A 13,115-nucleotide genomic window follows, 5' to 3' on the forward strand; every position below is an offset into this window, starting at 1 on the left:
CGCAGCGCTGAGTGGGCTGCGAGCCCCGGAAGATCAGGAACCCGTCGGGTGCGGCGCCATGCTCATCGGGGCGCGGGGCGCCAGATCGCTGACGACGTGACCAACCACCGGCGGCTCGCCTTCGGGCTGCGAGATGATGCCGATCACACGGGTGATGGCGCTGGCGGGAATGGTGGTGCCGTGGGCGGGATCCTGCACCAGCTGCCAGATCGTGGCGTTCGCCATGCCCGTGTCGCCCTCGGTCAGGTCGAGGTTGTCCAGGCAGTTGCGTGCAAAGGAAGACCAATCCGAAGCGTTGCACGGCAGACCGTGTGAGGTTGCCAAGCGGGCCAGGGCCAGCGGCGCGTCTGCCTGGCTTGCGGCGTGCTGGGCAGCGGTGCCCAGCGTGACGTCCAGGGACAGCAGGCGGAGAAACTCAACAACGTTGTCCGTGCTCATCTTGTAGTCTCCTTCCTTTGGGGGCTGTACTCTGCGATCGCCAGCCGGGCCGCTTGCCGGGGCGTCATCCCGGACCTTGTCCCAGCATCGACACCAGCGACTGTTTCAGGCGCGGCGAAAAAATCGGCACCGTATGCGCTACGCCGCTGCGGTCGATGCCTTCTTTGAGTTCGACTGACTGCCCCAGAAAAATTTCCGGAGCGGCAGAAATTTCGTTGTACCGCGCCAGCAATTCATTGACCTGGGCCTGCGCGTCCGCCAGCGTGCTGCTATCCGCCAGCTTGCCGGCGGCATGGGTCTGCAAGATGCGATGCAGGTCGTCGATGAACAGCGCCAGGGCGGCCTGTCCGCGGCACTGGGGCTGTTCCCAGCCCCAGCCTTGCGGGCTGGCGCCAGCGGATTGTGATGCTTGTTTCTTCGTCATGTGCGCATCCTAATCCATTGGCGGCAAATACGCGACAGGCGAGAATGCGTCGCAAGTGTCACCGGCGCGTAAGGGTGGTGACGGTTTTTTGTCGGTGTTGTTACACGTGACCGGCTTGTGTCACCGACGCGGCCTTTGAGGTATGCTGGGTTCGGTTTTTTCCATGCCCAGACAGGAGATGTTTATGAAGAACAAAGTCTTTCTCGTCATGATGCTTTCTATTGCTGCGCTGACGGCGGGGTGCAATACCGTCGCCGGGGCCGGTAAAGATATTCAGCGGGGCGGGGAAAAGATCGAAGGGGCCGCGGAAAAGCGGTAGGGCATCAGGCCCTTTGCCGTCATGACGGCGCAAGGCCACGCAGGAAGTGCCGCACTTGGGCACTTTCGGCGTGGCCTTTTTGCAGCCGCTGGCATAATCGCGAAAGTCCGAATAGCAATGGCGGGAAGAATCATGCGCAAGTCTGTATGGGTGGCTGTCACGTTGGCGGCCACGTTGGCCGGATGCGCCAGCACCGGGGTCTACGAGTCGGAAACCGCAAAGAAGGAAACCTTCAGCGTCGACACCAATTATCAGGCGGCATTCCGCCGAGCCGGCGAATACGTGCGCGCGTGCCATACGCAGGTCAGCCATCCTTATGGCGTCTCTTATGCCTGGCGCCATAGCCTTGGCGAGAAGGGCGCGCCGGACGAAATCCAGCTTTACAAGGTCGGCCAGCCGGCAACCGTGCTCGAACTGATTTCCGCGGAGGCCGATGGTCCCGCCACCTCCAAGGTGACCGTGACGGTGCTGGGCGAAGGGCGCTGGGACGAGGCCGAGATCGCGGCGGCGCGCAAGTCGATACAGAGCGCGACGCCGACGTGCCGTAGCGCGACCGGCGGCTAATCCATGGACGCCCGCGCCCAGCAGCTCCGCGCAAACGGCACGTCGTTCGCGCTGCTGGCCGGCGCGTTTCGTTTTCTGGGGTGGTTGAATGGCGGTGCCGCCCTGATCCTGGTCGGATTCACATTGGGCATCGTGGGGCCGGACATCGCCGCGCCCGATCTGCAGATTCCCCTGCTGTTTTTCCTGGCCGGTCTGGTGCTGGCCGGCCTGGGGGTGGCGTTTGCGTACCTGGCGCAGGTCAGCCTGTTGCGGCAAGGCTACAGCGGCCACCTGACGCGAGGCCACTGGCCCGCGCAATTGTTGGCGCTGATTTGCTTCGTGGCAAGCATGCTGGCCTTCTGCGCGGCTTGCTGGTTCGCGGCCGGACAGGCCGTGACGGCGACACCACAGGCGGCGGCCTACGCTCAGCGGTAAAAGCGCGGGTAAACCCGTATGCGCAAAAATATTGGACTTGTGTAGATGGTCGGAATAATATGCGCACTGCGTATATAAATCCTCTTTTTGGGGCCCGTCATGAGCATCTCCCAGCAAGCCTTCCTGCGCGACGCCATGCGCCGCCTCAACCTCACCCGCGACGTGTTTGCCACGCGCATTGGCGTCAAGCGCCGGGCGCTTGATACCTGGCTTCTGCCTGAAGGTTCGCAGGAATTCCGCGCGATGCCGGAAGTCGTGCAGCGCTTCGTCAGCGAAATCGTGCAAAACGGTGTGCTGCTGGAAAAATATACGCAAAGCGTACAAGATGGTCCCCTGCGTGATCGCATCGCCGTTGAAGGCAAGAACCAGCTTCTGTCGGTAGACCAGTTCACCCGCGACTCCGTCGAAGACCTGTTCCGCGTGGCCGACATGATGCAGCCCATCGCGCGCCGTCAGAAGGTCTCGCGCGTGCTGGAAGGCGCCGTGCTGGGCAACCTGTTCTTCGAGGCCAGCACCCGCACCCGTGTCAGCTTCGGTTCCGCCTTCTGCCGCCTGGGCGGCTCGGTGTGCGACACCACCGGCTTCACGTTCTCGTCGATGGCCAAGGGCGAGTCCATCTACGACACCAGCCGCGTCATGAGCGGCTATGTGGACGCGATGGTCATCCGCCACCCCGATCAAGGCTCGGTGGCGGAATTTGCGCGCGCCACGAACATTCCCGTGGTCAACGGCGGCGACGGCCCGGGCGAACACCCCAGCCAGGCGCTGCTGGACCTGTACACCATCCTGACCGAGTTCTCGCGCCTGGGTAAGTTGCTGGACGGCGCGCACATCGCGATGGTCGGCGACCTGAAATACGGCCGCACCGTGCATTCGCTCATCAAGCTGATGGCGCTGTACAAGAACGTGAAGTTCTCGCTGATCTCGCCCAAGGGCCTGGAGATGCCGACCTACATCGTCGAGCAGGCCAGCCGCAACGGCAACATCATCGAACAGAAGTCTTCGCTGGCCGAAGGCCTGGCCGGCGCCGACGTCATCTACGCGACGCGCGTTCAGAAGGAGCGCTTCGCCAACGAAGAGAACGAAGGCTACACGCCGGACTTCCAGGTCAACCGCGCCATCATCGACGCCTATTGCAGCCCCGAGACCATCGTGATGCACCCGCTGCCGCGCGACAGCCGCCCGGGCGCCAACGACCTCAGCGTGGACCTGAACCACGATCCGCGTCTGGCCATCTTCCGCCAGACCGATAACGGCATTCCCATCCGCATGGCGATCTTCGCCGTGCTGCTGGGGGTGGAAGGGCTGGTGCAGCATTCGCTGCGTGACGTGACGTGGCAGCATCCGTCGCATGTCGGTCCCGACGATTCGGTCTTCCACGGCCTGGATTGACGTCAACGGTTCTTGGCGGCGCCGCAAGCGCGGCCCCGCCGCGGTGAATTCAAGCATAATCCGCGCTGGTTTTTCGGGCGCGCGCCGCTGCCAGGCGCGCACGCCGTTCTTGGGCGGATGAGCTTATGTCTTCGAGCAGTACCGGTGTTCCTCCTGCAGCCACCGCAAACGCGGCCCCCGCAAACGCGGCCGGCGGCCACGATTGCTACCTGAGCGCATCCAACGCGCAGGCCTGGGAGGCGGTCTATCAATCGGTCGACGGCGATACGCGCGGCCAGGTTGCGGCGGTGGTGTCGGACCACGCCACGCAGCTCGTCGACGCCTTCTATTCCACCTTGCTCGCCGATGCCGAGGCCGGCCCGCGGCTCTCGCATGAAATCGTGTCGACCCGCCTGCATCGCGGCATGACGCATTGGTTGAAGGGCCTGCTGTGTGTGCGCGACCAGGGCGACATCGACGTGCTGCTGGCCACCCAGAAAAAGGTTGGCGAGGTCCATGCGCGCGTCCACATTCCGATCCATCTGGTGATGGCAGGCGCCCGCATCCTGAAGAACGAGATTGCGCAGCGTCTGCGCGCAAGCGGTCTGGATGGCATGGCGACATCGGTGGCCACGCAATACGTCTGCAACCTGTTCGATCTGGCGATCGAGCAGATGAGCCGCGCGTTCATGCGCGACATCAACCGCGGCGCGCGCAATGACGAGGCCTATCGCCTCTTCGCGCTGGGGCAGAACATCTCGACCGAACGGGAGCGCCAACGCGCCGCGTTGCTGGAGTGGAGTCAGGCGGTGCTGATCGGCCTGCATTACCGGACGCCAGAGCAGGCGCTGCCGCGTCTGGCAGCCTCGGAGTTCGGTCTGTGGCTGCAGCACAAGGGCGCGGTGCTCTTTGAAAGCGCGCCGGCGCTACGCCAGATCACGGAGGCCGTGGCGCGCCTGGATGACACGGTGCTGCCGCGGATGATGCAAGGCAGCGGCCACGAACAGGAATCGCTGCCCGACCAGGTTCGTGAACTGCAAGAGCTGGTGGCGCGTATCAAGCATCTGCTCAACGGCCTGTTCGACATGGTGGCCGAGATCGAAAGCGGCAGCGATCCGCTCACCAACGTGCTGAACCGGCGCTTCCTGCCGTCCGTCATCGGCCGTGAGATTTCGCTGGCCCAGCGTCAGCGGTCAAGCTTTTCGGTGCTGCTGCTGGACATCGATCACTTCAAGGCCATCAACGATGCGCATGGCCACGCGGGCGGTGACCAGATCCTGCGCCAGTTCGCCGAGGTCGTCCATCAGACCTGTCGTTCCAGCGACTTCGTGTTCCGTTATGGCGGCGAGGAATTTCTGGTCGTGCTGGTGGACACGGGACCCGGCGCCGCGCTGGCCGCCGCTGAAAAACTCAATGCCGAAATCCGCCGGCATCGCTTCATGCTTGCCGAGGCGGGCGCGCTGCAGGTGACGGCCAGCATCGGCGTGGCGACCTTCGATGGCCATCCCGACTACGCGTATCTTATCGATCGCGCCGACAAGGCGTTGTACAAGGCCAAGCAGGCCGGCCGCGACCGCAGCGTCGAGGCATGAAAAAGGGCTGCTCCGTCAGGGGCAGCCCTTGTTGCCGATGCCGGTAAAGGCTTAGATCTTCTTTTCGCCGCCCAGCGCCTCGACCAGCTCGGCCATCATCTTGGCCAGTTCGCCGGTCATCAGCATCATGTCGGAATCGAACTTTTCGTCGTCATTCGCGGCGACGCCTTCGTTGCCTTCCTTCAGTACGTCCAGGGGCGCCACGCGCTTGACGTCCAGGCCTTCGGTCAGCACGAACGACACGCGGTCGGCCCAGGTCATGGCCAGGCGCGTGCACTGCTTGCCGGACTGGATGTGGCGGCGCACGTCGTCGGCGTCAATGGAGTGCTTGACGTAGCGGATGGCCGCGCCGCTTTCGCCGGACGAGCGCAGCTCGGTGTCCTGGTCGATGGTGAAGTTGCTGGGCGCTTCGTCCTCTGCCAGCCAGCCGGTCATGGCCGACGCTGGCGATTGGGCGACGTACAGATTTTCCAGCGGGAAGGGATCGACGCACTTGGCCAGCAGGCCGATGACTTCGTCGGCCTTGGCCGACGCAGCCGCGTCAATGACGAGCCAGTTGTTCTTCGGGTCGATCCACACGCGCGTGTCGCGATAGACGCTGAAGGCGCGCGGCAGAAGCTCGTCGGTGACGCGCTCCTTGATTTCCTTCATCTGCTTGCGGCCCGGCTTGTAGCCTTGCTGCTCTTCGATTTCCTGGGCGCGCGCCTTGGCGACCTGGTTGATCACGGTGCCCGGCAGAAGCTTCTTTTCGGCGCGCAGGCTGAGCAGGATCTGGCCATTGACTTCGTGGGCCAGACCGCCGTTCTCGCGCGGGGGCACCCAGCCCAGGCTTTGCATTTCGAGGTTGTTGCCGGACTGGTACGCATGCTTTGCCAGCGTGTCTTCAAGCTGATCGCCGGTCAGGGTCCAGGGCGAGGAGAGGCGGTAAATCTTGAGGTTCTTGAACCACATGAGCGTCGGCCAAAAGGGTTGATTCTATACGACACGGCGGCTTTGCCGAAGGGGCTGAGTACGCCCGCAACAGGCGACACGTTCTGTCACTGACAGCGATCAGCCTATCCGGTAATGTCCCGCGCACCAACGTGAGATTGGAGTAAATACATGAAAATCATTGGCGCGATCCTGATTGTCCTGGGCGTGGTTGCCTTGGCCTACAAGGGCTTCAGCTACAAGTCCGAGGAAACGGTCCTGCAGATCGGATCCGTGAAGGCCACCGCGGAAACCGAGAAGTCGGTTCCCATCCCGACGTGGGCAGGCATTGCCGCGATCGTGGCGGGTGTGGTCGCGATCGGCGTGGGCATGCGTCGTTGATCCGCGCCGGCCGCAAGGCCGGCCGTGTGCCATCGAAAGGCATGAAGAGGGCGGTCGCATTGCGGCCGCCCTTTGTCTTGGCACGAGCGGTCGCACGATCCGCGGCCACAAAAAAAAGCGGCCCGGCTCAATAAAGAGTCGGGCCGGTACGGGAGCACACAATGCCGCGTCATAAAAGGCTCGCGGGGAACGCGGCATCGGTGTCAGAAGAGCAACCCTGCAATCGTCTGACAGGGGGATCAATCGTCAGGCAATCTTGCGCAAGGCCGTAATCTGAGCGCTCAGTCTACTGGCGCCGGTCTGACATGGTCCTGAAAGTGCGAATAAAAAAAAGCTCCCATAAGGAGCTTTTGAAAGGCCGGGCAGGCGCAGCAGTCCCGCCCGGCGGGGGATGGTCTATCAGGCGTTGATGTCGTTGTCCTTGGATTCGCGCACGAACAGCGTGCCGATGACCAGGGTCATGACCGCGATGATGATCGGATACCAGAGGCCGTCGTAGATGTTGCCGGTGGCAGCCACCACTGCGAACGCGACGGGAGGCAGGAAGCCGCCGAACCAGCCGTTGCCGATGTGGTAGGGCAGGCTCATCGACGTGTAGCGGATGCGCGTCGGGAACATTTCCACCAGCATGGCGGCGATCGGGCCGTACACCATGGTCACGTACAGCACCAGGATCGTCAGCAGCACCACGACCATCACGTTGTTGGTCTGGGCCGGATCGGCCTTGGCCGGGTAGCCGTGGCTGCGGATGGAGGCGGTCAGCGTCTTGTCGAGTTCAGCAACCTTGGCCTTGAACTCGGCGGGCGCCAGCGAGCGGCCGTCGAACGAGGTGAACTCTTCGTTGCCGATCTTGACGCGGGCCACCGAACCGGCCGGAGCTGCTTCGTTGCGGTAGTTCACCGAGTTGCGGGCCATGAACGACTTGATCACGTCGCAAGAGCTGGTGAACGACGCGGTGCCCACGGGGTTGAACTGGAACGAGCAAGTGCTGGGGTCCGCGATCACGGTGACCGGAGCGGACGCCTGCGCCTTTTCCAGCGCCGGGTTGGCGAAGTGCGTGAGGCCCTGGAAGATCGGGAAGTAGGTCGCGGCAGCGATCAGGCAGCCCGCCATGATGATGGGCTTGCGGCCGATCTTGTCCGACAGCGCGCCGAAGATCACGAAGAACGGCGTGCCCAGCAGCAGCGCGATGGCGATCAGGATGTTCGCGGTGTTGGCGTCGACCTTCAGCGTCTGCGTCAGGAAGAACAGGGCGTAGAACTGACCCGTGTACCAGACCACGGCCTGGCCGGCGGTCAGGCCCAGCAGCGCCAGGAGCACGACCTTCAGGTTCTTCCATTGGCCGAACGATTCGGCGATCGGCGCCTTCGAACCCTTGCCTTCTTCCTTCATGCGCTTGAAGGTGGGGGATTCGTTCAGCTGCAGCCGGATCCAGACCGAGATGCCCAAAAGCACGACCGAGATCAGGAACGGAATGCGCCAGCCCCAGGCCTTGAAGTCGTCTTCGCCCATGAACGTGCGGATGCCCAGGATGACCAGCAGCGACAGGAACAGACCCAGCGTCGCGGTGGTTTGAATCCAGGATGTATAGAAGCCGCGGCGGCCGTGCGGGGCGTGTTCGGCAACATAGGTTGCCGCGCCGCCGTACTCGCCGCCGAGCGCCAGGCCTTGCAAGAGGCGCAGGACGATCAGGATGGCGGGAGCGGCCAGGCCGATGCTCGCGTAGCTGGGCAGGATGCCGACGAGGAACGTGGACAGGCCCATGATCACGATCGTGACCAGGAAGGTGTATTTACGTCCGACCAGGTCGCCCAGCCGGCCAAACACCAGCGCGCCGAACGGCCGCACCGCGAAACCGGCCGCGAAGGCCAGCAGCGCGAAGATGAAGCCCGCGGTCGGGTTCACGCCGGAGAAAAAGTGTTGGGCAATGATGGCTGCGAGCGAGCCGTACAGATAGAAGTCATACCACTCGAACACCGTGCCGAGTGAAGACGCGAAGATGACCTTGCGCTCCTCCTTGGTCATCGGACGCGGATCCGCGGATGGACCGCGGCCTGCCATGGTAGTTGTGCTCATGATGTCTCCTCGTTTTTTAGGCCGGCGGTTTTCCGCCGTGCTTGACCCTCCGCCGGCGAGACCGACATCGAGCTATCGCCACATTGGGGGCCGAGGCTGACGAGGTTCTGACGTGACCCTTACTTGAATCTTAAAATTGAAACAAACAGTAAACGCGCCTGGGAAGGCTAGGGATAGTCCTTAGCTGTCGGACGTCTCGGGTGGCGGCGTGTAGAGGGGAAAAACGACACGGATGCGGGTGCCTGGCAAGTCGGAGTGTTCGGTGGGATGGTCGCCGATTTCGACGCTCGCCTGATGCTTCTGCGTGATTTCGCGCACGATGGCCAGGCCCAGGCCGCTGCCGTCGGATGACGTGCCCAGCACGCGGTAGAAGCGGTCGAACACGCGCTCGCGTTCGTCGGGCGCAATGCCCGGTCCGGAGTCCTCGACTTCCAGGATGCCTTGGCCGTCCGCTTGCAGCACGCGCACGGTGATATGGCCGCCGCGCGGGGTGTAGCGCAGCGCGTTGTCGACCAGGTTGTTCAGGAGCTCGGCCAGCAGCAGCGGATTGCCATTGATCTCGACAGGCGTGTCCGAGCCTTCGAACCCCAGATCCGTGCTGAGCGACAGCGCCAGCGGCACCCAGTGCATGGTCTGCTCGTAAGCGATGGCGTTGATGTCCGTGCGTGTCAGGCCGATCGCGCTGGGATTTTCAGCCCGGGCCAGCAGCAGCAGCTGATTGACGAGCCGGGTCGCGCGCTCAGAACCGGTCACGAGCTGGCGCAGGCTGGATTGCATTTCCTCGGGACTGGCGTCCCGCAGCGCCAATTCAGCCTGTGTGCGCAATCCCGCCAGGGGCGTCTTCAACTGGTGCGCCGCGTCGGCCACGAAACGGCGCTGCGCCTGCACGTTGGCGGACAGGCGGTCCAGCAGGTCGTTCATGGCCGCGACCAGCGGGGCAATCTCGGAAGGCGCGGCGCGTTCGTCGATGGGCGAGAGGTCGTCGGGCCGGCGTGCGCGCAGCCGCTGCTGCAGCGCGTTCAACGGCGCCACGCCGCGCGACAGGCCGAACCAGACGAGCAGCACGGCGATGGGCAGCACCACGAACTGCGGAATGATCACGCCCTTGATGATGTCGTTGGCGAGCTGCGTGCGCTTTTCCACGGTCTCGGCCACGATGAACAGCGCGGGCTGCGTGCCGGGCAGGTGCAGGTCCACCCAGGTGAAGGCCAGGCGGATGCCAAAGCCGCGCAGCGTGTCGTCTTCGTACTGGACTTCGCCGGGGCGGGGCTGGCCCACGGTGGTCGGCAACGGCAGCGCGCGGTCGCCGCCCAGGTATTCGCCGCGGCTGCCCAGCGCCAGCCAGAACACGCTGTCGGTCTCGTCGGCGCGCAGCACGTCGCGGGCGGCATCGGTCATCTTCAGCACCGCGCGGCCATCCTGCGCGTGAACCTGGCGCGTCAGCACGTGCAGGTTGTTGGCCAGCGCGCGATCGTAGGGAACGTTGGCGATGTTCTGCGCCACCACGTAGGTGATGGCGACACTCATGGGCCACAAAAGGAACAGCGGCGCCAGCATCCAGTCCAGGATCTCGCCCAGCAGCGACCGTTGCGGCGGCGCGAAACTCGGGCCCTTGGACCCGGCTTGCATGATGTCCAGGGCTTCCTGGTTGAGCGGCTCTGGGGCGGGCTCAGCTTGCGAGGTACGCCGCACCCTGGTCCCGCTCAAGACAGTAGCCCAGGCCGCGCACGGTGACGATCTTCACGCCGCTGGGCTCGAGCTTTTTGCGCAGGCGATGCACGTAGACCTCGATGGCGTTGGTGCTGACTTCCTCGCCCCATTCGCACAGGTGGTCCACGAGCTGGGTCTTGCTGACCATGCGGCCGCTGCGCGTCAGCAGGATCTCGAGCAGGCTGACCTCACGCGCCGACAGATCCAGCGTCTGGTCGTCGACGATGGCGACGCGGCCGGTCTGATCAAAGAGCAGCTTGCCATGCTTGAGCATGGTGCCGCCGCCTCCCGCGCCGCGTCGCGTCAACGCCCGCACGCGGGCCTCGAGCTCGGACAGCGCGAATGGCTTGGCCATATAGTCGTCGGCGCCCAGGTCCAGGCCCTTGACGCGCTGCTCGATGCTGTCGGCGGCGGTCAGGATGAGGACGGGCAGGGCGGAATTGCGGGCGCGCAGGCGGCGCAGCACTTCAAGTCCGGCCAGTTGCGGCAGGCCGAGGTCCAGGATGAGCAGGTCGAAAGCCTGGGCGGCCAGCGCGGAATCGGCGGAAAGACCATCGCGCACGGCATCCACGGCATAGCCGTTGTGGCGCAACGAGCGGGACAGGCCGTCGGCCAGGATGCTGTCGTCTTCGGCGATCAGGATACGCATGGGCTGCTGCTAGGAAGAAACACCGCGGCCCGGGGGCGGAAAAAGGGCAAAATACCGGGATCGCTCCGGATTCTGTCACACGCCGCCGGGCTTGCCACTCAGGGTATACGTGCAAAGAACTGGCACACTGGTTATTTGTCCAGTACAATCCGATGCCATAATCTGAACCTCATTGCCAGACCCGCAGTTTTCCGACTTCCAGATACGTTACAGACAGGACTCCTCATGGACGACAAAACCACCAAGGCCGCCGCTTCGGAAAAAGCCAAGGCGCTTGCCGCCGCACTTTCGCAGATCGAAAAGCAGTTCGGCAAGGGCTCGATCATGCGCTACGGCGACAACGAGGTCTCGCACGACATCCAGGTGGTTTCCACGGGCTCGCTCGGTCTGGACATCGCGCTGGGCGTCGGCGGCTTGCCGCGCGGCCGCGTCGTTGAAATCTACGGTCCGGAATCGTCGGGCAAGACCACGCTCACGCTGCAGGTCGTCGCCGAAATGCAAAAGCTGGGCGGCACCTGCGCCTTCGTCGACGCCGAACACGCCCTGGATGTCCAGTACGCCTCCAAGCTGGGCGTCAATCTGTCCGACCTGCTGATCTCGCAGCCGGACACGGGCGAACAGGCACTGGAAATCACCGACGCGCTGGTGCGCTCGGGCTCGGTCGACCTGATCGTCGTCGACTCGGTGGCCGCGCTGGTTCCCAAGGCTGAAATCGAAGGCGAAATGGGCGATTCGCTGCCCGGCCTGCAGGCCCGCCTGATGAGCCAGGCCCTGCGCAAGCTGACCGCCACCATCAAGAAGACCAACTGCATGGTCATCTTCATCAACCAGATCCGCATGAAGATCGGCGTCATGTTCGGCAACCCCGAAACCACCACCGGCGGCAATGCGCTCAAGTTCTACGCATCCGTGCGTCTGGACATCCGCCGCATCGGCTCCATCAAGAAGGGCGACGAGGTCGTCGGCAACGAAACCCGCGTCAAGGTTGTCAAGAACAAGGTGGCGCCGCCGTTCAAGCAGGCTGAGTTCGACATCATGTACGGCGCGGGCATCTCGCGCGAAGGCGAAATCATCGACCTGGGCGTGGCCGCCAACGTCGTCGACAAGTCGGGCGCCTGGTACAGCTACAACGGCAACCGCATTGGCCAGGGCAAGGACAACGTCCGCGAATACCTGAAAGAACACAAGGACATGGCCATCGAGATCGAAAACCGCGTCCGCGAAAACCAGGGCATTGTCAGCCGCGCCGCTGAATTCGTGCCCACGGCGGAAGACACCGCCGAGTAATCTCGGGCATCCGACTGGGCTCGCCGCGGTTCGGGCTAGCCCCTTCGCCGGCCCGTCTGGGCTGGGAAACGCGGCAGGCGCCACTTGGGCCTGCCGTTTTTTTCTTGGGCCTGCCGTTTTTCCCTTGGGCCTGCCGTTTTGTTTAGCAAGCAGGAAAGCGCATGAGCTGGAAATCGACTCCCGCATCTGCCGAGCGCCAACGCGCCAGGTTGGACGACGAATTCGAAACGGTCGCCAAGCCGCAAGGCTTGCGGCGCACGTCCGATGCGCGGGTGGCCCGCGAGGCCGCGGCGCCTGACGATTCGGCCGATGGCGTCGAACCCGCCGGCCTGTGGCAGCGCAGTTCCGAGCAACGTAGTTCCGCTCAACGCGGCGCCGCGCGCGGCCGGCGCGCCGACCCTGCCGACAGCGCTGGCGAGGCAACCACGTCTGATGGCAAGCCGGCCCGCAAGGGGCCGTCGCTGAAGATGCGGGCAGTGGGGTATCTATCGCGGCGCGAACACGCGCGCGAAGAACTGGCGCGCAAGCTGGCCGCTTATGCCGAAGACGCAGCCGAAGTCGAATCCGTGCTCGACGCGCTCGAGAAAGAGGGCTGGCTGTCCACCGAGCGCTTCGCCCAAAGCCTGGTCCATCGACGCGCCTCACGGCAGGGTGCGGCGCGCATCGTGCAGGAACTGCGCCAGCACGGCGTGGACGACAATCAGGTGGCGGAATTGCGCGACCAGCTTCGCGCCACCGAATACGACCGGGCGCTTGAGGTCTGGAAAAAGCGCTTCAGCGCCAAGCCCGAAGATCGCACCGTCTATGCAAAGCAGGCGCGCTTTCTGGCCAGCCGCGGTTTCGCGCACGACGTCATCCGGCGCATCCTGGGCGAGGGCGACGAAGACTGACGCGGGGAGCGGCGGGCGTTGTTCCCGCGGGCGTCGGCCCAGCCGGCGCCGCTGCAGTCGCCGCTGTCCC

At 64.2% G+C, this 13,115-nt stretch carries 14 protein-coding genes; 8 read left to right on the top strand and 6 right to left on the bottom strand.

Features of this window, described 5'->3' with window-relative positions:
* Window positions 1-33: 33 nt before the first annotated feature.
* Together AC6CIE_RS12585 and AC6CIE_RS12590 are read right to left on the bottom strand one after the other, a co-directional pair.
* Complete coding sequence (locus AC6CIE_RS12585; protein WP_175124646.1) at window positions 34-438, bottom strand: hypothetical protein; 405 nt, start codon at window positions 436-438, stop codon at window positions 34-36.
* Between the two features lie 64 nt (window positions 439-502).
* Window positions 503-862 carry a hypothetical protein gene (locus AC6CIE_RS12590; protein ID WP_175124645.1) on the bottom strand — a complete coding sequence of 120 codons (360 nt, stop codon included), beginning with the start codon at window positions 860-862 and terminating at the stop codon, window positions 503-505.
* A 184-nt stretch (window positions 863-1,046) separates the two neighbouring features.
* Between AC6CIE_RS12590 and AC6CIE_RS12595 the strand changes: the two genes are divergently transcribed.
* The 5 genes from AC6CIE_RS12595 to AC6CIE_RS12615 all read left to right on the top strand — a co-directional run bounded on the left by AC6CIE_RS12595 (window position 1,047) and on the right by AC6CIE_RS12615 (window position 5,122).
* On the top strand, window positions 1,047-1,181 hold the full coding sequence (locus AC6CIE_RS12595; RefSeq protein WP_105241420.1) for an entericidin A/B family lipoprotein: 135 nt from the start codon (window positions 1,047-1,049) through the stop codon (window positions 1,179-1,181).
* 132 nt (window positions 1,182-1,313) lie between these two features.
* The gene (locus tag AC6CIE_RS12600) at window positions 1,314-1,745 is read left to right on the top strand and encodes a BPTD_2524 family lipoprotein (RefSeq protein WP_175124644.1); all 432 of its coding nucleotides are present in this window, start codon (window positions 1,314-1,316) and stop codon (window positions 1,743-1,745) included.
* 3 nt (window positions 1,746-1,748) lie between these two features.
* On the top strand, window positions 1,749-2,159 hold the full coding sequence (locus AC6CIE_RS12605) for a hypothetical protein (RefSeq protein WP_175124643.1): 411 nt from the start codon (window positions 1,749-1,751) through the stop codon (window positions 2,157-2,159).
* A 99-nt stretch (window positions 2,160-2,258) separates the two neighbouring features.
* Window positions 2,259-3,551 (top strand): aspartate carbamoyltransferase, encoded by a 1,293-nt coding sequence (locus tag AC6CIE_RS12610; RefSeq protein ID WP_056322519.1) that lies wholly within the window; start codon window positions 2,259-2,261, stop codon window positions 3,549-3,551.
* A gap of 125 nt (window positions 3,552-3,676) precedes the next feature.
* Window positions 3,677-5,122, top strand: a complete 1,446-nt coding sequence (locus tag AC6CIE_RS12615; protein WP_343737687.1) for a diguanylate cyclase — start codon at window positions 3,677-3,679, stop codon at window positions 5,120-5,122.
* Between the two features lie 51 nt (window positions 5,123-5,173).
* Here the strand turns inward: AC6CIE_RS12615 and AC6CIE_RS12620 are convergent, their stop codons facing one another.
* Entirely contained in the window at window positions 5,174-6,073 is a 900-nt protein-coding gene (locus AC6CIE_RS12620) for a recombination-associated protein RdgC (RefSeq protein WP_056567374.1), read from the bottom strand.
* Between the two features lie 150 nt (window positions 6,074-6,223).
* Here AC6CIE_RS12620 and AC6CIE_RS12625 point away from each other — a divergent pair, with 150 nt between their 5' ends.
* Window positions 6,224-6,433 (top strand): hypothetical protein, encoded by a 210-nt coding sequence (locus tag AC6CIE_RS12625; RefSeq protein ID WP_056322527.1) that lies wholly within the window; start codon window positions 6,224-6,226, stop codon window positions 6,431-6,433.
* Window positions 6,434-6,832: 399 nt separating this feature from the next.
* Here the strand turns inward: AC6CIE_RS12625 and AC6CIE_RS12630 are convergent, their stop codons facing one another.
* The 3 genes from AC6CIE_RS12630 to AC6CIE_RS12640 form a co-directional block, all read right to left on the bottom strand.
* A complete protein-coding gene (locus AC6CIE_RS12630) occupies window positions 6,833-8,494 on the bottom strand; it encodes an MFS transporter (RefSeq protein ID WP_370633080.1) in 1,662 nt (553 codons plus the stop codon).
* Between the two features lie 195 nt (window positions 8,495-8,689).
* Window positions 8,690-10,066, bottom strand: coding sequence for a sensor histidine kinase (locus AC6CIE_RS12635; RefSeq protein ID WP_498092409.1), 1,377 nt, complete (start codon window positions 10,064-10,066; stop codon window positions 8,690-8,692).
* A 112-nt stretch (window positions 10,067-10,178) separates the two neighbouring features.
* Window positions 10,179-10,868, bottom strand: coding sequence for a response regulator transcription factor (locus tag AC6CIE_RS12640; RefSeq protein WP_175124640.1), 690 nt, complete (start codon window positions 10,866-10,868; stop codon window positions 10,179-10,181).
* A 225-nt stretch (window positions 10,869-11,093) separates the two neighbouring features.
* Between AC6CIE_RS12640 and recA the strand changes: the two genes are divergently transcribed.
* Both recA and recX read left to right on the top strand, forming a co-directional pair.
* Window positions 11,094-12,155, top strand: coding sequence for a recombinase RecA (gene recA / locus AC6CIE_RS12645; protein ID WP_175124639.1), 1,062 nt, complete (start codon window positions 11,094-11,096; stop codon window positions 12,153-12,155).
* A gap of 161 nt (window positions 12,156-12,316) precedes the next feature.
* Window positions 12,317-13,045, top strand: a complete 729-nt coding sequence (recX, locus tag AC6CIE_RS12650) for a recombination regulator RecX (RefSeq protein WP_286939025.1) — start codon at window positions 12,317-12,319, stop codon at window positions 13,043-13,045.
* Window positions 13,046-13,115: the final 70 nt, after the last annotated feature.

The sequence above is a fragment of the Achromobacter sp. GQ309 genome (assembly GCF_059759315.1).

What these genes read in the sequence shown, in the direction of transcription:
- AC6CIE_RS12585 (WP_175124646.1), bottom strand. Translation starts at nt 438, where the DNA reads ATGAGCACGGACAACGTTGTTGAGTTTCTCCGCCTGCTGTCCCTGGAC.
- AC6CIE_RS12590 (WP_175124645.1), bottom strand. Translation starts at nt 862, where the DNA reads ATGACGAAGAAACAAGCATCACAATCCGCTGGCGCCAGCCCGCAAGGC.
- AC6CIE_RS12595 (WP_105241420.1), top strand. Translation starts at nt 1,047, where the DNA reads ATGAAGAACAAAGTCTTTCTCGTCATGATGCTTTCTATTGCTGCGCTG.
- AC6CIE_RS12600 (WP_175124644.1), top strand. Translation starts at nt 1,314, where the DNA reads ATGCGCAAGTCTGTATGGGTGGCTGTCACGTTGGCGGCCACGTTGGCC.
- AC6CIE_RS12605 (WP_175124643.1), top strand. Translation starts at nt 1,749, where the DNA reads ATGGACGCCCGCGCCCAGCAGCTCCGCGCAAACGGCACGTCGTTCGCG.
- AC6CIE_RS12610 (WP_056322519.1), top strand. Translation starts at nt 2,259, where the DNA reads ATGAGCATCTCCCAGCAAGCCTTCCTGCGCGACGCCATGCGCCGCCTC.
- AC6CIE_RS12615 (WP_343737687.1), top strand. Translation starts at nt 3,677, where the DNA reads ATGTCTTCGAGCAGTACCGGTGTTCCTCCTGCAGCCACCGCAAACGCG.
- AC6CIE_RS12620 (WP_056567374.1), bottom strand. Translation starts at nt 6,073, where the DNA reads ATGTGGTTCAAGAACCTCAAGATTTACCGCCTCTCCTCGCCCTGGACC.
- AC6CIE_RS12625 (WP_056322527.1), top strand. Translation starts at nt 6,224, where the DNA reads ATGAAAATCATTGGCGCGATCCTGATTGTCCTGGGCGTGGTTGCCTTG.
- AC6CIE_RS12630 (WP_370633080.1), bottom strand. Translation starts at nt 8,494, where the DNA reads ATGGCAGGCCGCGGTCCATCCGCGGATCCGCGTCCGATGACCAAGGAG.
- AC6CIE_RS12635 (WP_498092409.1), bottom strand. Translation starts at nt 10,066, where the DNA reads ATGCTGGCGCCGCTGTTCCTTTTGTGGCCCATGAGTGTCGCCATCACC.
- AC6CIE_RS12640 (WP_175124640.1), bottom strand. Translation starts at nt 10,868, where the DNA reads ATGCGTATCCTGATCGCCGAAGACGACAGCATCCTGGCCGACGGCCTG.
- recA (WP_175124639.1), top strand. Translation starts at nt 11,094, where the DNA reads ATGGACGACAAAACCACCAAGGCCGCCGCTTCGGAAAAAGCCAAGGCG.
- recX (WP_286939025.1), top strand. Translation starts at nt 12,317, where the DNA reads ATGAGCTGGAAATCGACTCCCGCATCTGCCGAGCGCCAACGCGCCAGG.